This is a genomic window from Duganella rhizosphaerae (genome assembly GCF_040364205.1).
Lineage (GTDB): Bacteria > Pseudomonadota > Gammaproteobacteria > Burkholderiales > Burkholderiaceae_D > Rugamonas > Rugamonas rhizosphaerae.
On sequence record NZ_BPWK01000002.1, the window covers coordinates 352,538 to 371,422 of the forward strand.

The following is an 18,885-nucleotide window of genomic DNA, read 5'->3' on the forward strand; positions in this document are numbered from 1 at the left end:
AGTGACCATGCGTCGCGTTTTACTTTCCGTTTTGCTGCCAGCCCTGCTGGCGTCGGCCGTCCCTGCGCGCGCCGAGTTTTCGATACCCGGCTTTGAACTGGTGCAGACCGCGCCGGTGGAAACGCCGCTTCACAGCAGCGACCTGCGCGACCCCGCCACCGTCTGGAGCGAGTTGTTCGACGGCGCCAAGAGCGAGATCGTGCTGGGCCAGTTTTATGTGGTCGGCCATGAGGGCAGCGTTTTCAACAAAGTGGTGGAGCGCCTGGCCGCTGCCGGCAAGCGAGGCGTCAAGATCCGCTTCCTGCTGGACCAGAAGGGCGTGGGCCTGTCGGACAAGGGCACCATCGAGCAGCTCAAGGCGATACCCAACCTGGAACTGCGCATCATCGATTTCAACAAGCTGACCGGCAACGGCATCCTGCACGCCAAGTACATGGTGGTCGACGGCGCCATCGCCTACATCGGCAGCCAGAATTTCGACTGGCGCTCGTTCGAGCATATCCACGAGACCGGCCTGCGCATCACCGATGCGAAGATCGTCGGCCAGGTGCTGGCGGTGTTCAACCAGGACTGGCGCGCGCAGGCGATCGCCGCGCAGGGCCTGGTGGCGCCGGCGCTGAACGTCAAGGCGACCTCGCCGGACATTCACCAGGGCGCCTTCCTGCTGTCCAGTCCTAACCAGTTCAACCCGGCCGGCGTCGGCGATTCCGAGGCGGGCCTGCCGGCGCTGCTGGCCGAAGCCAAGAGCGAGGTGCGGGTGCAGTTGCTGGACTACGCGCCGCTGAGCTACGGCCCTAAAGGCACCCGTCCTTACTACGCCGTGATCGACAACGCGGTGCGCGCCGCCGCCAACCGCGGCGTCAAGATCAAGCTGATGGTGTCGAACTGGAATCTGGAAGAGCTGCCGCTGGTCTATCTGAAAAGCCTGGCCGTGCTGCCCAACGTGGAGATCCGTGTGGTCACGCTGCCGACCGCCAGCAGCGGCTTTATTCCGTTCGCGCGCGTCATCCACAGCAAGACCATGGTGATCGACAACCAGGTGGCCTGGGTCGGCACCAGCAACTGGAGCGGCGGCTACTTCGATTTGTCGCGCAACCTGGAAGTGGTGATGCGCAACGAGAAGATGGCGCAGCGCCTGGCCGCGCTGCATGAACAGACCTGGAGCTCGCCGTATGCGCAGCCGCTGGACATCAACAAAAAATACGCCAAACCGGCGAAGGGCAGTCCTGAATGAAGAAGCTTGTTTTGACCGTGGCGCTGAGCGGCGCCTTCATCTCTCTCAACGCCCACGCATGGGGCAATGACGGCCACCGCGCCGTCGGCGCCATCGCCGACCAGCTGATCCAGGGCAGCAACGCCGAGCAGCGCGTGAAGGCCTTGCTGCTGCCGGGCGAGAGTCTGGAAAAAGTCTCCATCTGGGCCGACTGCGTCAAGGGCACGTATTGCGGCCCGCAGAGCGACGAGATGGTGGCCTACGTGACCGCCAATCCGCAGCACGCCGAGTACCACTACACCGACGTGCCGTTCCAGAACCCGCACTACCACGACCACGACGCCGGCACCGCCGACAACGATATCGTGCAGACGCTCAAGCAGTGCATCGCCACCCTGCAGGGCAAGGGCGACAAGATCAGCAACCCGCACAATTTCACGCCGCGCCAGGCGCTGCTGATCCTGACCCATTTGGCCGGCGATGTGGTACAGCCGCTGCACGTGGGCGCGGCCTTCGTGGACAAGAACGGCGCCTTCGTGGTGCCGCAGAAGCAGGCGCAGGTCGACGCGGTCAATATGTTCGACGCGCGCGGCGGCAACAACCTGCTGCTGGACGATATCAAGTTGAGCGCCAGCAGCGCCCAGCTGATCCCGGCCGCGCCGCCGGAAACCAAGGTGGCCGCGCAGGCCGCGCAAGCCACCGCGCCAGGCACGCCGCCGCGCGCGCCGCAGACCACGCGGCCGTTCCATTCGTATTGGGATACCACGGTGGTCAACTATGTCTTCCGCCGCATCGGCGCGCGCTCGCCTCAGGCGTTTGCGCAACTGGCCATCGCCGGCAAACCGGCGGTGAACGTCTACAGCGGCGATGCTATCAGCTGGCCGTATGCCTGGGCCGACCAGTCGCTGGCCGTGGCCAAGCTGGCGCATGCCGGCGTGACGGCCGGCGCCATCGGCCAGCAGACCAGCAAGACCGGCGAAGTCTATAACGTGTGGGCGCTGACGGTGCCGGACGACTATCCGGTCCCCAGTTCGGCCGTCGCCAAGGCGCAGCTGATCCAGGGCGGCTACAACCTGGCCGCCGTGCTCAAGGCGATCTGGCCGTAACGGTTGCTACTTGCCGGTGAGGGGATTGAACCATAGCTCGCCGCGCGTCAATGGCGTCTGCGGCGTCAGCTTCGGATTGGTCAGGTAGATCACGCGGCGCTTGTGCATGGCGGTGTTCTTGATCAACTCGCCCTTGTAGCGCTGGAACAGCGTGTTCAGCGTACCGTCCTTGATCATCATCTCCATGCCGGTCTCGATGCGCTTGGCCAGCAGCCTGCCCTCGGCATCGCGGCGCAGGAAGAAGTAGCGCGGCAGCGGATAGTGCAGCAGCAGTGTTTGTTCCACCGCCATCTGCGGATGCGAGGCGCTGCGTTCCTGGAATTCACGCAGCGCTTCATCGGCGGAGCGCGAATAGAAATCGAAGCGGTCCGCTTCCAGCATGGCGAACAGGCCGTCGTAGCTGCTGCCTTCCACCACCGGCACGCCGGCTTTTTCGAAGATGGGAATATCGGCCCAGCCCTGGCCCAAACCGGCGCGCAGCTGGCGCAGGTCGGCGACGGTCTTGACGCCGGCGAAGCGCTGTTGGTCGGCGCCGCGTATCAGCAGCAGGCGGTAGCCCAGCAGGCCGCGGTCGACGGGCAGGCGCACCGGCAGGAACTCGCGCTCCAGTTCAGGTGAAGTGGCGCGCACGAAGATGTTGATGCGTCCCGACGGCGACGACATCTCCTGCACCACGCGCGGCGGCGACATCGCCACCCTCGATTGATGCTGTTCGAATACGCCGTAGCGCGGCGTGGTCTTTTCCAGCGCCGCCCGCAGTACCGCCCAATCGTAGTCGTAGCGGCTGTCGACGCCGTCGCTGGTGAGCGGATAGGTGAGGTGGGTCGCTGCCTGGCACGAGGCCGCAATCATGCAGGACGCCAGCAACAACGCGCGCCACGCTCGCCGCAATTCATAGCCTATGCTCCGCTTCATACTGCTTGTACTCTGTGAAAAGGCTAGTGTGCCACGCCCGATGACGCGGCACCAAATTTTTCGGTGCGGCGGGGTGGTAAAGGTTCGCCAACTGAGCGCTTTGGTACTGCCCACAGGGACTCGCCAGCATGCGCCGGCCTCTGTGCAGAATAGCTGATACATTTGCAAAATTATAAATGTTCGGAGATCCCATGAAGCGCTTTCTTATTGCCTCGCTGTCCTTGGTGCTGATGTCGGCGGCGTCGGCGCAGCAGCGCGACACCGACCCCTTGGCGCCGCTGACGAAGTGCTTCAACGGCACGTGGTTCCGCGTTGACTCCACGGACCGGTTGCCTGCAACGACGAAGTGGCGCATGGTGGAAGTCCGTGACGGCAAGGCCAAGGTGTCGATGGACGACGGCTACCGCCTGATGCTTTACACGGATGGCCCCAATCCGGTGGTGAACCTGAAGATCGAACGTGCGGCGCCAGGCCGCATCGTCGAGGACCGCGCTGCCATCGTCGCCCAGATGCAGTACCTGGTGGAGCACAATCCCAAGGGCTCCGCGATACTCGATATGGCGGAGCAGGGCAGCATTGAGCACCTGACGGTGCGCAAGAACGCATTGGACGGCCACGGCATCGCCAATATCGAGACGCTGATCCAGCAGCGCACCGGCACCGTCGCCACCGCCTACCTGATCGACACCAACCCCACCGGCTTCGATGCCTTGCGCAGGGACTTCCTTGCGATGCTGTCAGCCTGCATGGAGAAGCAGGAGGTAGATCAGGGCGCCAGCACCATCTCGATGCCCAGCTCGCGGTAAGGCGCCAGCAGCCGCGCCGATACGCCGGCATTCACCACGATCGCGCCGATGCGCTCCAGCGGCGCGATCTGGAATGGCGATGCGGTGTCGAGTTTTTCCGGCGACGCCAGCACCACGGTCTTCATCGACGCCGCCACGATGGCGCGCTTGATGCCGGCTTCCTCGTAGTCGCCGGTGCTGATGCCTTGCAGCGGATGCAGGCTGCACACGCCCATGAAGAAGATGTCGGTGCGGATTTGCGCAATCGCCTCCAGCGCGGACGGTCCCATTGCCACGATGGAGTGCTTGAACAGGCGGCCGCCGATCAGAATCACTTCGATCAAAGGATGCTCGGCCAGCTCCACCGCCACGCTCGGGCTGTGCGTGACGACGGTGCAGCGCAGCTCCGGCGGCAGCGCGCGCGCCAGCTGGACGGCGGTGGTGCCGCCGTCGATGAACACCACTTGGCCGGGCGCGATCATGGCCGCCGCAGCGCGCGCGATGGCGGGCTTGGCGTCGCTGGAAAGCTGCTGGCGCTGGGCGAAGTTGGCCATCGCCGGCGAGGGGGGAAGGTCGAGCGGCAGCGCGCCGCCGTGCACGCGTTGCAGCAGCCCTTCGGCGGCCAGCTCGCGCAGGTCGCGGCGGATGGTGTCTTCCGATAGCCCCAGCTCCTCGCTGAGCGATTTGGCGACGATCTGGCCGTCCTGTTTCAGGCGGGCGATCAGCAGTTCTTTGCGTTGGCGTGTCAGCATATGCATGAATTTTCTTGATATTGCACGATATTGCATGATATCGTAAAAAAACGCAACCTTGATCAAGGAGATCGACATGCCCGAAGACCGTATTCGCATCCACCAGGTGGAGACCCTTTCCGACGACTGGTTCCTGCTGCAAAAGACCACCTTCGACTACCGCCGCAACGACGGCAGCTGGCAGCGCCAGACGCGCGAGACCTATGACCGGGGCCACGGTGCCACCATCCTGCTGTACAACCGCGAGCGGCGCACGGTGGTGCTGGTGCGGCAGTTCCGCTTCCCGACCTACGGCAACGGCCATGACGGCTTCCTGATCGAAGCCGCAGCCGGCTTGCTGGACCAGGCCAGCCCGGAGGACCGCATCAAGGCCGAGGTGGAAGAGGAAACCGGCTATCGCGTGGGCGAGGTGCGCAAGGTGTTCGAGGCCTTCATGAGCCCCGGCTCGGTGACGGAGCGCCTGTACTTCTTCGTCGCCGAATACGATCCGAGTTCGCGCATCGGCGATGGCGGCGGCATCGAGGAAGAGGGCGAGGACATCGAAGTGCTGGAGTTGGCGATGGACGAGGCCATGCAGATGATGGCCGACGGCCGCATCGCCGACGGCAAGACCATCATGCTGCTCCAATACGCCGCGCTGCACCTGCTATGCGTATCCTGAACCGAGCTGGGCTGCAAATTTCCGCAGTCCCAACCGCACTCTTTGTGTGCGCTCAATCGGCAAAGGGGCTACAGTCATACAGTGGCGTATGCGCCTGATTGCCACCAATCTGATCGACGAGTTTTGCTTGCTGCACCCGAATGCGCGAGCTCCTGTCGCTCATTGGCGGCAGGTGATGTCAGGAACCAAGTTCCCTGACTATGTCCATCTTCGGCAAATTTTTCGTCACGCGGACTATGCCGCACCGTTCACGATATTCAATGTTGGTGGCAATAAATATCGAATCATTTCAAGAATTGAATATAGTACGGACATTGTGCAAATCCGCTGGGTGTTGACGCATTCCGAATACGATAAATGGACTCGCCAGTTTCTCAAGGGGCAAATTAAATCATGAACAATCCGACCGGTCCAGGTTCTGCCAAGCTCGACCTCGTTGCACTGCAGGCTGCATGGGTATCTTTCGAACGGATAACGGGTTTGCGGCCATTGCGCACCGACGCAGACCATCGAGATGCGTTGAATTTGTTGGATGCGATATGGGATGCTGTTTACGAAAAGCCCTCGCATCCCTTATCAAGTTTCTTTGACCTGCTTTCGGAAATGATCAGTGAATATGAAAAGAAACGTTACCCGATGCCGGAAAGTGAACCTCATGAAATGCTGGCGTTTCTAATCGAGCAGGGCGCGCGGACTGCGGACGATTTTCACGGGATACTGGATCAGGTCGAACTGGATGCGGTACTAGCCGGGCAACGCAAGATCGACGCGGAATTGGCAGCGAAATTGGCCGGCTTGCTTGGCGTGCCGGCCACGCTGTTTTTGAAAAGCGATAACATCTCCGCATGAGAGCCTATTTTTTTGTAGTGCTGCTGGCGGCAGGCCAGGTCGCGGCAGTGGGCGACGCCAAGGTCGGCGAGGCGCTGTTCAAGCGCTGCGCCTCCTGCCATCAGGTCGGGCCGTATGCGCAGGGCGGTTTCGGGCCGCAGCTGAATGGCATCATCGGCCGGAGCGCGGCGTCGACCAAGGACTACAAATACTCGGAAGCGATGAAGAAGTCGGGACTGGTGTGGGACGAGAAAACACTGGCCGCATATCTGCGCGCGCCGCACGATGTGGTGCCGGGGACCAGCATGCGTTTTTGGGGAATCAAGGATGAACAGCAGGTCGCCGACCTGCTGTCCTTTATGCGGACGCTGAAGTAATCAGCGGGACTTCACGAACGGCGTACCCAGCGCTTTCGGCGCCACCGACTTGGCCATCAGGCCGGCCAGCACGATCACCGTAACCACGTAAGGCACCATCTGGATCAGTGAGCCTGGCAGGCGACCGACCAGCGGCAGGTCCACGCCTTCGATCTGGATCTGTACCGCGCCGAAGAAGCCGAACATCAGGCAGCCGAGGAAGGTGTACACCGGACGCCAGTTACCGAACACCATCGCCGTCAACGCCAGGTAACCTGCACCAGCCGACATGTCGCGCAGGAAGAAGCCGCTCTGCACGATAGCCAGGTAAGCGCCCGAGAACGAGCACAGGATGCCGGCGATCAGCATCGCCATGTAGCGCTGGCGCTCGACGCTGACACCGGCCGCATCGGCCGCATGCGGGTTCTCGCCGCAGGCGCGCAAACGCAGGCCGAAGCGCGTGTGATACAGCACCCAGTGCACCAGCGGCACCAGCGCGAACGCCAGGTAGACCAGCACCGAATGGCCGCCGATCAGATGCGCGTACAGCCAGCCGATGAACGGTATGCCTTCCACGGCGGCGCTGCCCGGCAGCACCACGTCGAACAGGCGCGCCTGGCCCAGGTCCGGCGTGCGTCCGCCCTGCTGGAAGAAGAATTGCGCGACCACGAAGGTCAGGCCGCTCATGGCGATGTTGATCGCGATGCCGGCCACCAGCTGGTTGCCCTTTTGCGTGATCGCGACGTAGGCCTGTAGCGTCGCCAGCAGCACCGACACCAGCATGCCCGCAGCCACGCCGTACCAAGGGTTCTGCGTGGCGAAGGCGACGGCCGCCGAGACGAAGGCCGACGCAAGGATCTTGCCTTCGAGGCCGATGTCGATCACGCCCGAACGTTCGGCGAACAGGCCGGCCATGCCGGCGAAAATCAGCACCGGCGCATTGCGCACGGTGGACACCAGGATGCTGCCGATTTGGAGGTCTTCAAAAGTCATGACAGTCTCACTTGGTCCGTTTGATCAGGGCCGCAATGGCGGGGGCGTAGAAGTTTTCCATCGCGCCGCAGAACAGGATGATCAAGCCCTGGATGAAGATAAAGGTCTCAGGCGGGATGTTCTGCTTTTCCAGCGACAGGTCGAAACCGCCCTGTATCAGCGCGCCGAACAACACGGCCGACAGGAAGATACCGACCGGATGCTGGCGGCCCATCAGCGCGATCGCGATGCCGACGAAGCCCGCGCCGCCGACGAAGTTCAGCGACAGGTAGTGGGTCGAGCCCATGATGGAGTTGACCGAACCCAGGCCCGCCAGCGCGCCGGAGATCAGCATCACGGTGATGATCATCTTGCTGATGCGGACGCCCGCATAGTGCGCCGCATGCTTGTTCAAGCCGGTGGCGCGCAGCTTGAAGCCCCACGAGGAACGCGACACCATCACGCCGTAGATCACCAGCGCGATGATCGCCAGGAAGAAGCTGATGTTGAGCGGCGTTTCGCCCAGCACCGGGAACCACTGGTTCAGGCGCGGCATTTCGGCGGCGGCGCTGAAGGCGCGGCTGGCCGGATTTTGCTCGCCGGCCGGCACCAGGTATTTGACGATCACGGTGTTCATCAACGCGCCGGCGATGTAGTTGAACATGATGGTGGTCACCACCACATGGCTGCCGCGCTTCGCCTGCAGGTAGCCGGGCAGGAAAGCCCACAGCGCGCCGAACAGCGCAGCGCCCAGCATGCCGATCGGGATCAACACCCACATCGGCAGCGAGCTGTCGAAGGTCAGCATGGCCAGGGTCAGGCCCAGGCCGGCGAAGTACATCTGGCCTTCGGCGCCGATGTTGAACAGGCCGGCCTGCATGGCGATCGAAACCGCCAGGCCGGTGAAGATGAAGGTCGAGGCGTAGAACAGCGTGTAGCTCAAGCCTTCCGGATTGATGACGGCGCTGTTGATCAGGATGCCCATCGATTCGACCGGGCTCTCGCCCAGCAGGTAGATCACCAGCGCGGCCACCAGCAGGGCCGACAACAGGTTCAGGACGGGCATTACAAACGCGGTAGCCCAGCGTGGCAGGTCGTGGTTATTCATGATTTGTGCATCCCGCCCATCAGCAAGCCGATACGGGTCGTGTCGAATTCTTCAATTTTCAGTTCGCCGGTGATGCGGCCGCCGCACATGACCAAAATTCGGTCCGCCAGCGCGCGCACTTCTTCCAGCTCCACGGAGACCAGCAGGATCGCCACGCCTTCGTCGCGCAGCTTGAGCAGCTGCGTGTGGATGCTTTCGATGGTGCCGATGTCGACGCCGCGCGTCGGCTGGCCGACCAGCATCAGCTTCGGCTGCGCCAGCACTTCGCGGGCGATCACCACCTTCTGCTGGTTGCCGCCGGAGAGCAGGCCGATACGCAGGTCGTGGTTGTTGGGGCGGACGTCGAAATTCTTCATCAGCTCCGCGCAGCGCGCGGCGATGGCCTTGAAGTCGAACAGGCCCCAGCGGTTTTTCAGCTTGTCCTGGTAGCCGAGGATGGTGTTGTGCATGACCGAGAAGGCCTTCACCACGCCGTCGCGCAGGCGGTCTTCCGGGATGTGGGCGATGCCCAGGTCGCGGAAGGTGCGCGGCAGGCCGTCGGCGTCGGAACGGCCGGCGAACGGCAGCGCCTTGCCCAGGAAGTCCAGCTTGCCGGAAGTCGGCAGGCGCATGCCCGACAGGATTTCCATCAACTCGCTCTGGCCGTTGCCGGACACGCCGGCAATCGCGACGATCTCGCCGGCGCGCAGCGTGAAGCCGATATCGGCCAACAGCTTGACCTGCTGCTCGTCCTGCAATTGCAGGTTCTCGATGTGCAGCACCGGCGCGCCCGGATTGTACGGTTTGCGCGGCAGGTTGTTTTCGATCGGACGGCCGACCATCATATTGGCCAGGTCTTCCTTGGTGGTGCCGGCGGTCGGCACGGCGCCGATCACGCGGCCGCCGCGCATCACGGTGACGGTGTCGGTGATGTCGAGGATCTCCTGCAGCTTGTGCGTGATCAGGATGATGGTCTTGCCCTGTTCCTTGAACAATCGCAGGATCTCGAACAGCGACTCGGTCTCCTGCGCGGTCAGCACGGCGGTCGGCTCGTCCAGGATCAGGATGTTGGCGCTGCGGTAGATCTGCTTGAGGATCTCCACGCGCTGCTGCGCGCCCACCGACAGATCGTGGATGGTGGCCAGCGGATCGACGTCGAGACGGTAGCGGGTGCAGATCTCGCGCAGCTGCGCCTCGACGGCGGCGCGCTTGGACTTGAGCTGGAAGCCGCCTTCGCTGCCCAGCATCACGTTATCGAGCACGGTCATGTTCTCGACCAGCATGAAGTGCTGGTGCACCATGCCGATGCCCAGCGTGATCGCTTCCTGGCTGTTGCGGATGTTGCGCGCCTGGCCATCGAGCAGGATCTCCCCGCCGTCGGCGCGGTAGTATCCGTACAGGATGCTCATCAGGGTCGATTTGCCGGCGCCGTTCTCGCCCACCAGGCCGTGGATCGAACCCTTGGCGATGGTGAAGTTGACGTCCGTGTTCGCTTTGACGGCTCCAAAATGCTTGGAGATGCCGCGAAATTCTACTGCTGGCTGCATAGGATCGTTTTCGGTGCGGTTAAGTAAAAAGTTAAACGCGCCGCATGAGGAATATCCTCCGGCGGCGCGCTCAATGTTCAAACAGGTGTCAGGCCGGGCAGGCAGCGCCCGAACGGATGTCGATGACTTTTACTTTGCCGTCGATGATGTCCTTGCGGGCACCAATGACGCGCTTTTCGATTTCCGGCGTGATCAGCTTGCGGTTGTTGGCGTCCAGCGCCCAATCGACGCCGTCTTCCTTCAGGCCCTTGGCGGTGACTCCGGCCTTCCAGGTGCCGTTCTTCATTTGCATGAAGGACTCGTAGACCGCGTTGTCCACGCGCTTGACCATGGAGGTCAGGATGGTGCCCGGGTACAGGCTGTTCTGGTTGGAGTCGACGCCGATCGCCAGCTTGCCTTTTTCCTTGGCGGTTTGCAGCGTGCCCAGGCCCGAACCGCCGGCCACGGCAAACACCACGTCGACGCCGCGGTCGAATTGCGAGCGCGCCAGTTCGCCGCCCTTGGCCGGATTGTTCCACGAGTCGGAGGTGGTGCCGACCATGTTGTTGCTGACTTCAATTTTCGGATTGACCGCCTTGGCGCCCTGGGCGTAGCCGCAGGCGAAGGTGCGGATCAGCGGGATGTCGACGCCGCCGATGAAGCCCAGCTTCTTGGACTTGGAAGCCATGGCCGCGGCCACGCCCACCAGGTAGGAGCCTTCTTCTTCCTTGAAGGTAATGGAGTTGACGTTGGCGCCTTGCGCCACGCCGTCGATCAGCACGAAATGGACTTTCGGGAATTCCTTGGCGACCTTCTGCACGGCGGCCTGCTGGGCGAAGCCGATCGAGGCGATCAGGTCCAGGTTCTTGCGGGCCAGGCCGCGCAGCACCTGTTCAGCCTGGGTGTCGCTGGAGGCTTGCACCTCGATGAAATTGATGTTGGTTTCCTTCTTGAAGCGCGAGGCGCCTTCAAAAGCGGACTGGTTGAACGACTTGTCGAACTTGCCGCCTGCGTCATACACGATACCCAGTTTTGGGTCGGCCGCGGACGCGCTGGCAGCGATAAACAGTGCTGCAACCGTCAAACTAAGTTGTGAAAGTTTCATGAATAGGCTCCTGGAAGATCGATATTGTATATTTTTATTGGACGAAACATGTAATTTGACGCCGCTATATCGCTGCAAACCCCTGATTTTTAGAGGTTTGCCTCGGGGTTTGCGGGCCGTTTACGCCGTCAGCGCCAGTAGTTTGTCAAAAGCTTGTTCAAATTGCAGCAAGCCGGCGGCCAGCAACTGCTGGCCCACCGTTTCCAGATCGATGCCGTGGCGCGCCAGTTGCGCCATCACGGCGCGGTCGGCGTCGATGTCGGTGTCGAGCAGCGTGGCCACCGCCTCGCCGTGGTCGCGGAAGGCGGCCAGGGTGGCGTCGGGCACGGTGTTGATGGTGTGCGGGCCGATCAGGCCTTCGACGTAGCGCACGTCGCGCTGGTCCGGGTGCTTGGTGGCAGTGCTGGCCCACAGCAGCCACTGCGGCGTGGCGCCGAAGGCGGCGAACACCGAGAAGCCGCCGTCGTTCTTCCAGTCGTGATAGGCGATGCGGGCGGCGGTCATGGCGGCGCGGCCGCGCAGGGCCACGGCGCTGCTGTCGGCCGAGTTTTCCAGCAGGGCATCGACGGCGACGTCGATGCGGCTGATGAAGACGCTGGCGACGCTGGCGATGCGCTGCACCGAGGCGGTGTCCTGCAGGCGGCGCGCCAGGCCGCGGCGGTGGGCGGCGCGCACTGCGTGGATCTGGCTGGCGGTGAAGATTAGCGTCATGTTGACGTTGATGCCGGCGTAGATCACGTCCTCCAGCGCGGCGATGCCGGCCGGCGTGGCCGGGATCTTGATCATCACATTGGGCCGGGCGATGGCGGCCCACAGGCGCTTGGCGGCGGCGATGGTGCCCTCGACGTCGTGGCTCAGGCGCGGCGACACTTCGAAGCTGACAAAGCCGGCGCGGCCGTCGGAATCGCGGTACAGCGGCGCGAACAGGTCGCAGGCGCGCTGCACGTCCGGCAGCACCAGCGCTTCGAAGCGCGCCTCCGGCGTCGCCAGCGCGCTGCGCAGCTGCGGCAGCGCGGCCTGGTAGGCGGGGTCGTGCTGGATGGCGTGGTAGAAGATGGCCGGGTTGGATGTCAGGCCCTGGATGCCGTCGCCGGCGATCAGGTCCGCCAGCTGGCCGGAGGCCAGCAGGTTGCGGCTCAGGTTGTCGAGCCAGATTTGTTGTCCCAGGTCGCTGACCGCGCGCAGGCGGCTGGGTTCGAGCATGTTATTCATCTACATCTTCCGTCCAAGATTGTGTCCCGGCGACCAGTGCTGGGGACAGTGCTGGGATGCATGTCGCACTGCCGCAACAGTTAGTGCCGAATTTAATATTTTTGTGCTGTTGCTTTTTTGTCCGTTTGGAAAAATTTCCTACTTGTTGGATAAATAATTTTCCGCATGGATCGGGGCTTTCAGGGCATCCGGCCTTGCCTTGGAAATCAACAATTTACCTGCAAGCAGGGTGGTTTCCCCATGTTCAGCGGCCTGTTTTGGAGGCCGTCCACTACTATGCATCAGCGTCGATATGTACGGCAAATTCGATTTTATTTAGCTATTTATATAAAATTGATATGAATCGAATCACTCAGAAAGTGAGTTTCTGTCATTTTTTTCCATGCTAGCATGGTTGGTAGTTTGCATATTCTTATGCGAAACATAGTAGTTTCGATACATTTTTACCAACAAAAAACAAAGACATCGCCCGCTGCAATCCGCAGTGAGGGCGGGATTTTGGATTGATATTTCAACCTTGCCTACACAATAGGGAGCAGGACTCATGAGCAAAAAAAGTAGTGGTTACGCAGTGCGATCGCTGATCGCGCTGGCAGTTGCAAGCGCATTCCCTCTGCACGCGGCGATGGCCGCCGAAGCGGCCGCCGTTGCAGCAGGCCAGCCAGCCGCCGACGCCCCGGATACCGCCACCAAAGGCCAACTGGAAACCGTGATCGTGACCGCGCAGCGCCGCGCGGAAAACATCAAGGACGTGCCGATGTCGATCGCCACGCTGAAAGGCGACAAGCTCGACGTGCTGACCTCGGGCGCCGCCGACATCCGTTTCCTGGCCGGCCGCTCGCCGTCGGTCAACGTGGAATCGGACTACGGCCGCACCTTCCCGCGCTTCTACATTCGCGGCCTGGGCAACACCGACTTCGACCTGAACGCTTCCCAGCCTGTGGGCCTGGTGATGGACGACATCGTCCAGGAAAACGCCATGCTGAAGGGCTTCCCAGTGTTCGACGTGGACCAGGTTGAGGTGCTGCGCGGCCCGCAGGGCACGCTGTTCGGCCGCAACTCGCCGGCCGGCGTGATCAAGTTCGACTCGGCCAAGCCGGTCTTCAAGCAAGAGGGCTACCTGACCCTGGGCGTGGGCAACTACTCGTCCAAGACCGCCGAAGGCATGTTCAACATCCCGGTCAGCGACACCGTTGCGCTGCGCTTCTCGGGCACCAGCCAGCACCGCGGCGACCGCGTGCACAACACCAATCCAACCCCGAACAAGGGCACCCAGGACTTCGAAGGCTACGGCGACAACGCCTTCCGCCTGCAGGCGCTGGTCAAGCCGAGCAAGGACTTCAGCGCGCTGTTCAACTACCACGAGCGCGACTATCACGGCAGCGCCACGCTGTTCCGCGCCAACATCATCAAGAAGGGCACCAACGACCTGGTCGACGGCTTCGACTACGGCTCCTACCCGAGCGACGGCATCAACTACCAGAAGCTGACCACCAAGGGCGGCAACATCCGCCTGAAGTACAACCTGGACGACATCACGCTGCACTCGATCACCGGCTACGAGACGCTGAAGTTCAACAGCCGCGCCGATGTGGACGGCGGCTACGGCGCGTCGTACGCGCCGCCGTACGGTCCTGGCTACATCCCGTTCGCGGTTGAAACGGCCGACCTGCTGCCTAACCACAAGCAGTTCTCGCAAGAGTTCCGCGCCGAGTCGAACTACAAGGGCCCGTTGCAGTGGATCGGCGGCCTGTTCTTCTTCAACGAAGACATCCAGATCGACTCGATCAGCTTTAACACCTTCGCTCCTGGCAATCCGCAGAACGCCGCGTACGCGCAGCAGTTCCAGCACGCCAAGTCGTGGGCGGCCTTCGGCTCGCTGAACTACACCGTCAGCGACAAGCTGAAGGTACGTGGCGGCCTGCGCTACACCACCGACAAGAAGGACTTCTCGGCCGTGCGCTACGAACCGCCGAAGATGTCCGGTCCGTTCGAGATCGACAACACCTCGCATAACCTGAGCTGGGATATGAGCGGCACCTATGAGCTGAACAAGACCACCAATCTGTTCGCCCGCGTGGCCACCGGCTACCGCGCGCCGTCGATGCAGGGCCGTTTGAACGGCTTGGGCGACAAGCCATCGTTCGCCGGCGCCGAAAAAGCGCTGTCGTACGAAGCCGGTATCAAGCAGGACCTGTTCGACAAGCGCGCGCGCCTGAGCGCCTCGGTGTTCCAGTACCGCGTCAAGGACAAGCAGCTGACCGCCGGTAGCGGCACGATCAACATGAATCAGCTGATCAACGCTGAAAAAGTGACCGGTCAGGGCGTTGAAGTGGACTTCCAGGCCAATCTGAGCGACGAGTTCAGCATGACCCTGGGCGGCAGCTACAACGATACCGAGATCAAGGACAAGAACCTGTTCGTGCAGTACTGCGGCAACCTGCCGAACACCGCGCCGAACCCGTACGGCTGCACGCCGACCAACGCGGCCGGCCCGTTCCCTGGCACCTCCAAGATCGACGGCAACCCGCTGCCACGCGCGCCGAAGACCCAGCTGAACTTCACGCTGAAGTACAGCAAGGACATCGGCAACGGCGAGTTCTACGCCTACACCGACTGGACCTACCGTACCAGCTACAACTTCTTCCTGTACGAAGCGCCTGAGTACAAGGCCAAGTCGCTGGTTGAAGGCGGCGTACGCACCGGTTACAAGTGGGGCAACGGCAAGTATGAAGTGGCGCTGTTCGGCCGCAACATCACCGACAAGCGCGTGATCCTCGGCGCCATCGACTTCGACAACCTGACCGGTATGTTGAACGAGCCGCGCACCTGGGGCGGCACCTTCAAAGTCAACTTCTAAATTGACCGCTATCTGAAAATCCCCGCGCATCGTAAGATGTGCGGGGATTTTTTTATGATTGAGCGCGACCCCCGCAACCCGGATGCCGGGGTCGGACCCCTCGGGGTCCGACCCCTTTCGGCCGCATTGCGGGGTAGGGCGCGGCGATACTACCGTCGTGGAGATAGAATGAATCACACTGTCGTCAATCTGTGGCCGCTGCTCGGCGTGGCCGTCATCATCCTGGGCTTCGCCCTGCGCGCGCATCCGGTGCTGGTGGTGATCGCCGCCTGCGCCGTCACCGGCATCGCCGCCGCCATGCCGGTCGAGAAGCTGCTCGCCACCCTGGGCACGGCCTTCATCAAGACCCGCAACCTGCCATTGATCCTGCTGCTGCCGCTGGCGGCCATCGGCCTGCTGGAGCGCTTCGGGCTGAAGGAGCATGCGCAGGCGTCGATCGCCCGCATCAAGTCCGCCACCACCGGCCGCCTGCTGATCGTCTACCTGGCGATCCGCGAGATCAGCGCCGCCTTCGGCCTGACCAGCATCGGCGGCCATCCGAACATGGTGCGCCCGCTGATCGCGCCGATGGCGGAGGGCGCCGCCGAGGTGCGCTACCCGGCGCTGACCGAGGAGCTGCGGCACCGCATCCGCGCCATGTCCGCCGCCACCGACAACGTTGGCCTGTTCTTCGGCGAGGACGTGTTCGTGGCCTTCGGCGCCATCCTGCTGATGCAGACCATCCTGCGCGGCGAAGGGCTGGAGGTCGATCCGCTGCACATGGCGCTGTGGGGCATACCGACCGCGGTGACGGCCTTCATCATCCATTCGTGGCGCCTGCACCGGCTGGACGTGCAGATCGCCCGCGCCATGCTGGCGGTGAAGGAGCCGGCATGATACTCAAGCTCGATTATTTCTACTACGTGCTGGGCGCGATGCTGCTGCTGGTCGCGTACATGTCGCTGACCGACCGGCACAATCCCAAGCGCTATTCCAGCGCCTTGTTCTGGGCCTTGTACGCTGTGGTCTACCTGGCCGGCGAGCAGTTGCCGCCGGTGGCTGCCGGCGTGCTGATGGTGGTGATGGCGCTGATCGCCGGCTTCGGCGGCGTAGCGCTGGGCCGCTACGGCGAGCGCACGCAGGAGGAGCGCAAGAGCAGCGCGCAGCGGCTCGGCCATCGCCTGCTGATCCCGGCGCTGATCATCCCGGCGACGACGGTGATCGGTTCGACCCTGCTCAAGGAGGTGCACCTGGGCGGCCTGCTGCTGCTCGACCCGAAAAACGCCACGCTGGTCAGCCTGGGCTGCGGCTCGCTGTTCGCGGTGGCCACCGCCTGCTGGCTGACGCGCTCCACGCCGATGCAGGCGATGCGCGAATCGCGCCGGCTGATCGATCACCTGGGCTGGGCGGTGGTGCTGCCGCACATGCTGGCGGTGCTTGGCCTGCTGTTCACCGAGGCCGGCATGGGCAAGGCGGTGGCGCACGTGGTCACGTCCTACATCAACCTCGATGTGCGGCTGGTGGCGGTGGCGGTGTACTGCATCGGCATGGCGCTGTTCACCGTCATCATGGGCAACGGCTTCGCGGCGTTTCCGGTGATCGCGGGCGGCGTCGGCATCCCGGTGCTGGTCGGCGTGTACCACGCCAATCCGGCGGTGATGGCGGCGATCGGCATGTTCAGCGCCTACTGCGGCACGCTGATGACGCCCATGGCCGCCAACTTCAACATCGTGCCCGCCGCGTTGCTGGAACTACCCGACAAGAACGCCGTCGTGAAGATTCAAGTGGGCACCGCATTGCCGCTCTTGCTTGCTAATATTGCACTTCTTTATTTTCTAATGAACATGTGACGTGCACGTGAGTTGGAGTAGAGTAGCGCACAAACAGCGCAGCAATCGGAGTACACGTAGATGAAAAAGATAATATTGTTGACCGGTTTCGAACCGTTTAACAAGGAGACCATCAACCCCTCGTGGGAAGCTGTGCGCACACTTCAGGGCTGGCACGAAGGCGACTTCGTGGTCCATTCGCGCCAGTTGCCGTGCGTGTTCGGGCAGGCCAGCAAGGTGCTGCATCAGGCGGTGGAAGAGCTCCAGCCCAGCATCGTGATCGCGGTGGGGCAGGCGGGCGGCCGGGTCGATTTGTCGGTGGAGCGCATCGCCATCAATATCGACGACGCGCCTATCGCCGACAACCAGAAGCGGCAGATCGTCGACCAGCCCATCGTCACCAACGGCCCGGCGGCCTACTTTGCCACGCTGCCGATCAAGGCCATCGTCCATGCGCTGCGCGAGGCGGGCTTGCCGTCGTCGGTGTCGCAGACGGCGGGCACGTATGTGTGCAACCACGTGTTCTATAGCCTGATGCATCAGGCGCACGAGTGGGGCACGACCATGCGGGCCGGTTTCATACACATTCCGTATTTGCCGCAGCAGGCGGCCGCGCATCCGGGTTCGGCCAGCATGAAACTGGAGGACATGGTCGAAGGCCTGCGCATCGCCATCCGCACCACGCTGGCCCACGATGTGGACATGCGCGAGGCGGGCGGGGTGACCCACTAACCCCAAACCGAAGGGGTCTGACCCCGAGGGGTCAGACCCCAGGCTTTACGGGGTTAAGAATGTTGAGGAAAGCCCGCACCACCGGCGCGTCGTCCAGTGTGGTGTAGGTGATGTACAGGTTCGCCGACGGCGGATTGGTACGAATCGGCAGGAACACCACGCCCGGCCAGCCGATGCGGCTGGTGGTCTCCGGCAGCAGCGCCACACCCAGGCCCGCACCCACCATCGCCAGCAGCGTCTGCGGTTCGGACGCCTCCTGGAATATGGTCGGCTGGAAGCCGGCCTTCACACAGCATTGAATCAGGTAACGCGGGAAGGACGACTTGTCCAACGCCAGCGTCAGCATCGGCTCGTCGGCGATGTCGGTCAGCTCGATCGCTTCCTGCTTGGCCAGCGGGTGATGCTCGTTGATGGCCACGCAGACGTCTTCGCGGAAGCACAGCTCCTGGCGCAGGTTGTCGTTTTTCAGATCATCCTCGTCCAGCTTGGGCTCGCGCCAGAAACCGACGTCGATCTGCTTGGCGCGCAGCGCGTCGTATTGCAGCGTCGGGCCCAGTTCGTGCAGGGTCCAGCTCACGCGCGGGAACTTGGTCTGGAACTCTTCCAGCAAACTCGGTATCGGTCCCCACATCGCCGAGCCGACGATGCCCACCCGCAGCCGGCCCACTTCGCCGCGGTCAATCTGGCGGATGGTATCGATGGTCATGCGCATCTTGCCCAGCAGGTCGGCCGCTTCGCCCATCAGCGCCTTGCCCGCCACCGTCAGCTCGAAAGTGCGGGTGGTGCGGGCGAACAGCTTCACACCCAGTTCATTTTCCAGCTTCATGATCTGCTGGCTCAAAGGCGGCTGCGAAATGTGCAGGCGCTCGGCGGCGCGGCTGAAACTCTTTTCTTCTGCGACGGCGAGGAAGTACTTTAGTTGTTTCAGATCGATGGACATGGCGTTCTTTGGGCGATGTGGGACGAT

The 18,885-nt window shown here is 62.7% G+C and carries 19 protein-coding genes; 11 read left to right on the forward strand and 8 right to left on the reverse strand.

What is annotated here, in order from left to right; all coding sequences use genetic code 11:
* Positions 1-7 precede the first annotated feature (7 nt).
* Together RUGAMON1_RS05515 and RUGAMON1_RS05520 are read left to right on the forward strand one after the other, a co-directional pair.
* Positions 8-1,234 (forward strand): phospholipase D-like domain-containing protein, encoded by a 1,227-nt coding sequence (locus RUGAMON1_RS05515; RefSeq protein WP_445229553.1) that lies wholly within the window; start codon positions 8-10, stop codon positions 1,232-1,234.
* Complete coding sequence (locus tag RUGAMON1_RS05520) at positions 1,231-2,319, forward strand: S1/P1 nuclease (protein WP_445229554.1); 1,089 nt, start codon at positions 1,231-1,233, stop codon at positions 2,317-2,319. The genes RUGAMON1_RS05515 and RUGAMON1_RS05520 overlap by 4 nt, the downstream gene beginning before the upstream one ends.
* A gap of 6 nt (positions 2,320-2,325) precedes the next feature.
* Here RUGAMON1_RS05520 and RUGAMON1_RS05525 read toward each other — a convergent pair whose 3' ends face one another.
* Positions 2,326-3,171: a transporter substrate-binding domain-containing protein gene (locus RUGAMON1_RS05525; RefSeq protein WP_445229555.1), complete on the reverse strand. Its 846-nt coding sequence runs from the start codon at positions 3,169-3,171 to the stop codon at positions 2,326-2,328.
* Between the two features lie 254 nt (positions 3,172-3,425).
* On the opposite strand from RUGAMON1_RS05525, the gene RUGAMON1_RS05530 reads away from it, so the two are divergent.
* On the forward strand, positions 3,426-4,040 hold the full coding sequence (locus tag RUGAMON1_RS05530; RefSeq protein ID WP_445229556.1) for a hypothetical protein: 615 nt from the start codon (positions 3,426-3,428) through the stop codon (positions 4,038-4,040).
* Here RUGAMON1_RS05530 and RUGAMON1_RS05535 read toward each other — a convergent pair.
* Positions 4,001-4,771: a DeoR/GlpR family DNA-binding transcription regulator gene (locus RUGAMON1_RS05535; protein WP_445229882.1), complete on the reverse strand. Its 771-nt coding sequence runs from the start codon at positions 4,769-4,771 to the stop codon at positions 4,001-4,003. The two genes, RUGAMON1_RS05530 and RUGAMON1_RS05535, sit on opposite strands and share 40 nt — an antisense overlap.
* A 76-nt stretch (positions 4,772-4,847) precedes the next feature.
* On the opposite strand from RUGAMON1_RS05535, the gene RUGAMON1_RS05540 reads away from it, so the two are divergent.
* The 4 genes from RUGAMON1_RS05540 to RUGAMON1_RS05555 all read left to right on the forward strand — a co-directional run bounded on the left by RUGAMON1_RS05540 (position 4,848) and on the right by RUGAMON1_RS05555 (position 6,637).
* On the forward strand, positions 4,848-5,432 hold the full coding sequence (locus RUGAMON1_RS05540) for an NUDIX domain-containing protein (protein WP_445229557.1): 585 nt from the start codon (positions 4,848-4,850) through the stop codon (positions 5,430-5,432).
* 88 nt (positions 5,433-5,520) lie between these two features.
* On the forward strand, positions 5,521-5,829 hold the full coding sequence (locus tag RUGAMON1_RS05545; protein ID WP_445229558.1) for a type II toxin-antitoxin system HigB family toxin: 309 nt from the start codon (positions 5,521-5,523) through the stop codon (positions 5,827-5,829).
* Complete coding sequence (locus tag RUGAMON1_RS05550) at positions 5,826-6,281, forward strand: helix-turn-helix domain-containing protein (protein ID WP_445229559.1); 456 nt, start codon at positions 5,826-5,828, stop codon at positions 6,279-6,281. Before RUGAMON1_RS05545 ends, RUGAMON1_RS05550 begins: the two co-directional genes overlap by 4 nt.
* Positions 6,278-6,637, forward strand: a complete 360-nt coding sequence (locus RUGAMON1_RS05555) for a c-type cytochrome (RefSeq protein ID WP_445229560.1) — start codon at positions 6,278-6,280, stop codon at positions 6,635-6,637. The genes RUGAMON1_RS05550 and RUGAMON1_RS05555 overlap by 4 nt, the downstream gene beginning before the upstream one ends.
* On the opposite strand, the gene RUGAMON1_RS05560 is transcribed toward RUGAMON1_RS05555, so the two are convergent.
* The 5 genes from RUGAMON1_RS05560 to tal all read right to left on the reverse strand — a co-directional run bounded on the left by RUGAMON1_RS05560 (position 6,638) and on the right by tal (position 12,518).
* Positions 6,638-7,609 (reverse strand): ABC transporter permease, encoded by a 972-nt coding sequence (locus RUGAMON1_RS05560; RefSeq protein ID WP_116992510.1) that lies wholly within the window; start codon positions 7,607-7,609, stop codon positions 6,638-6,640.
* Between the two features lie 7 nt (positions 7,610-7,616).
* Positions 7,617-8,696, reverse strand: a complete 1,080-nt coding sequence (locus RUGAMON1_RS05565) for an ABC transporter permease (RefSeq protein WP_445229561.1) — start codon at positions 8,694-8,696, stop codon at positions 7,617-7,619.
* Complete coding sequence (locus RUGAMON1_RS05570; protein ID WP_445229562.1) at positions 8,693-10,222, reverse strand: ABC transporter ATP-binding protein; 1,530 nt, start codon at positions 10,220-10,222, stop codon at positions 8,693-8,695. Before RUGAMON1_RS05570 ends, RUGAMON1_RS05565 begins: the two co-directional genes overlap by 4 nt.
* Positions 10,223-10,310: 88 nt before the next feature.
* Entirely contained in the window at positions 10,311-11,306 is a 996-nt protein-coding gene (locus RUGAMON1_RS05575; protein WP_445229563.1) for a BMP family lipoprotein, read from the reverse strand.
* 120 nt (positions 11,307-11,426) lie between these two features.
* A complete protein-coding gene (gene tal, locus RUGAMON1_RS05580) occupies positions 11,427-12,518 on the reverse strand; it encodes a transaldolase (RefSeq protein ID WP_445229564.1) in 1,092 nt (363 codons plus the stop codon).
* 544 nt (positions 12,519-13,062) lie between these two features.
* Between tal and RUGAMON1_RS05585 the strand changes: the two genes are divergently transcribed.
* From RUGAMON1_RS05585 to pcp, 4 genes are all read left to right on the forward strand, one after another.
* On the forward strand, positions 13,063-15,378 hold the full coding sequence (locus RUGAMON1_RS05585) for a TonB-dependent receptor (protein ID WP_445229565.1): 2,316 nt from the start codon (positions 13,063-13,065) through the stop codon (positions 15,376-15,378).
* Positions 15,379-15,546: 168 nt separating this feature from the next.
* Positions 15,547-16,254, forward strand: a complete 708-nt coding sequence (locus tag RUGAMON1_RS05590; RefSeq protein ID WP_445229566.1) for a DUF969 domain-containing protein — start codon at positions 15,547-15,549, stop codon at positions 16,252-16,254.
* Positions 16,251-17,207: a DUF979 domain-containing protein gene (locus RUGAMON1_RS05595; RefSeq protein ID WP_445229567.1), complete on the forward strand. Its 957-nt coding sequence runs from the start codon at positions 16,251-16,253 to the stop codon at positions 17,205-17,207. The genes RUGAMON1_RS05590 and RUGAMON1_RS05595 overlap by 4 nt, the downstream gene beginning before the upstream one ends.
* A gap of 60 nt (positions 17,208-17,267) precedes the next feature.
* On the forward strand, positions 17,268-17,918 hold the full coding sequence (gene pcp / locus RUGAMON1_RS05600) for a pyroglutamyl-peptidase I (protein ID WP_116992518.1): 651 nt from the start codon (positions 17,268-17,270) through the stop codon (positions 17,916-17,918).
* A 31-nt stretch (positions 17,919-17,949) separates the two neighbouring features.
* Here the strand turns inward: pcp and RUGAMON1_RS05605 are convergent, their stop codons facing one another.
* A complete protein-coding gene (locus RUGAMON1_RS05605; protein ID WP_445229568.1) occupies positions 17,950-18,858 on the reverse strand; it encodes a LysR family transcriptional regulator in 909 nt (302 codons plus the stop codon).
* Between the last annotated feature and the right edge of the window lie 27 nt (positions 18,859-18,885).

Coding starts and splice junctions, on each gene's coding strand:
- RUGAMON1_RS05575 (WP_445229563.1), bottom strand. CDS start 11,306: ATGAAACTTTCACAACTTAGTTTGACGGTTGCAGCACTGTTTATCGCT.
- RUGAMON1_RS05525 (WP_445229555.1), bottom strand. CDS start 3,171: ATGATTGCGGCCTCGTGCCAGGCAGCGACCCACCTCACCTATCCGCTC.
- RUGAMON1_RS05585 (WP_445229565.1), top strand. CDS start 13,063: ATGAGCAAAAAAAGTAGTGGTTACGCAGTGCGATCGCTGATCGCGCTG.
- RUGAMON1_RS05565 (WP_445229561.1), bottom strand. CDS start 8,696: ATGAATAACCACGACCTGCCACGCTGGGCTACCGCGTTTGTAATGCCC.
- RUGAMON1_RS05520 (WP_445229554.1), top strand. CDS start 1,231: ATGAAGAAGCTTGTTTTGACCGTGGCGCTGAGCGGCGCCTTCATCTCT.
- RUGAMON1_RS05555 (WP_445229560.1), top strand. CDS start 6,278: ATGAGAGCCTATTTTTTTGTAGTGCTGCTGGCGGCAGGCCAGGTCGCG.
- RUGAMON1_RS05560 (WP_116992510.1), bottom strand. CDS start 7,609: ATGACTTTTGAAGACCTCCAAATCGGCAGCATCCTGGTGTCCACCGTG.
- RUGAMON1_RS05590 (WP_445229566.1), top strand. CDS start 15,547: ATGAATCACACTGTCGTCAATCTGTGGCCGCTGCTCGGCGTGGCCGTC.
- pcp (WP_116992518.1), top strand. CDS start 17,268: ATGAAAAAGATAATATTGTTGACCGGTTTCGAACCGTTTAACAAGGAG.
- RUGAMON1_RS05530 (WP_445229556.1), top strand. CDS start 3,426: ATGAAGCGCTTTCTTATTGCCTCGCTGTCCTTGGTGCTGATGTCGGCG.
- RUGAMON1_RS05515 (WP_445229553.1), top strand. CDS start 8: ATGCGTCGCGTTTTACTTTCCGTTTTGCTGCCAGCCCTGCTGGCGTCG.
- RUGAMON1_RS05595 (WP_445229567.1), top strand. CDS start 16,251: ATGATACTCAAGCTCGATTATTTCTACTACGTGCTGGGCGCGATGCTG.
- RUGAMON1_RS05570 (WP_445229562.1), bottom strand. CDS start 10,222: ATGCAGCCAGCAGTAGAATTTCGCGGCATCTCCAAGCATTTTGGAGCC.
- RUGAMON1_RS05535 (WP_445229882.1), bottom strand. CDS start 4,771: ATGCTGACACGCCAACGCAAAGAACTGCTGATCGCCCGCCTGAAACAG.
- RUGAMON1_RS05540 (WP_445229557.1), top strand. CDS start 4,848: ATGCCCGAAGACCGTATTCGCATCCACCAGGTGGAGACCCTTTCCGAC.
- tal (WP_445229564.1), bottom strand. CDS start 12,518: ATGAATAACATGCTCGAACCCAGCCGCCTGCGCGCGGTCAGCGACCTG.
- RUGAMON1_RS05605 (WP_445229568.1), bottom strand. CDS start 18,858: ATGTCCATCGATCTGAAACAACTAAAGTACTTCCTCGCCGTCGCAGAA.
- RUGAMON1_RS05550 (WP_445229559.1), top strand. CDS start 5,826: ATGAACAATCCGACCGGTCCAGGTTCTGCCAAGCTCGACCTCGTTGCA.
- RUGAMON1_RS05545 (WP_445229558.1), top strand. CDS start 5,521: ATGCGCCTGATTGCCACCAATCTGATCGACGAGTTTTGCTTGCTGCAC.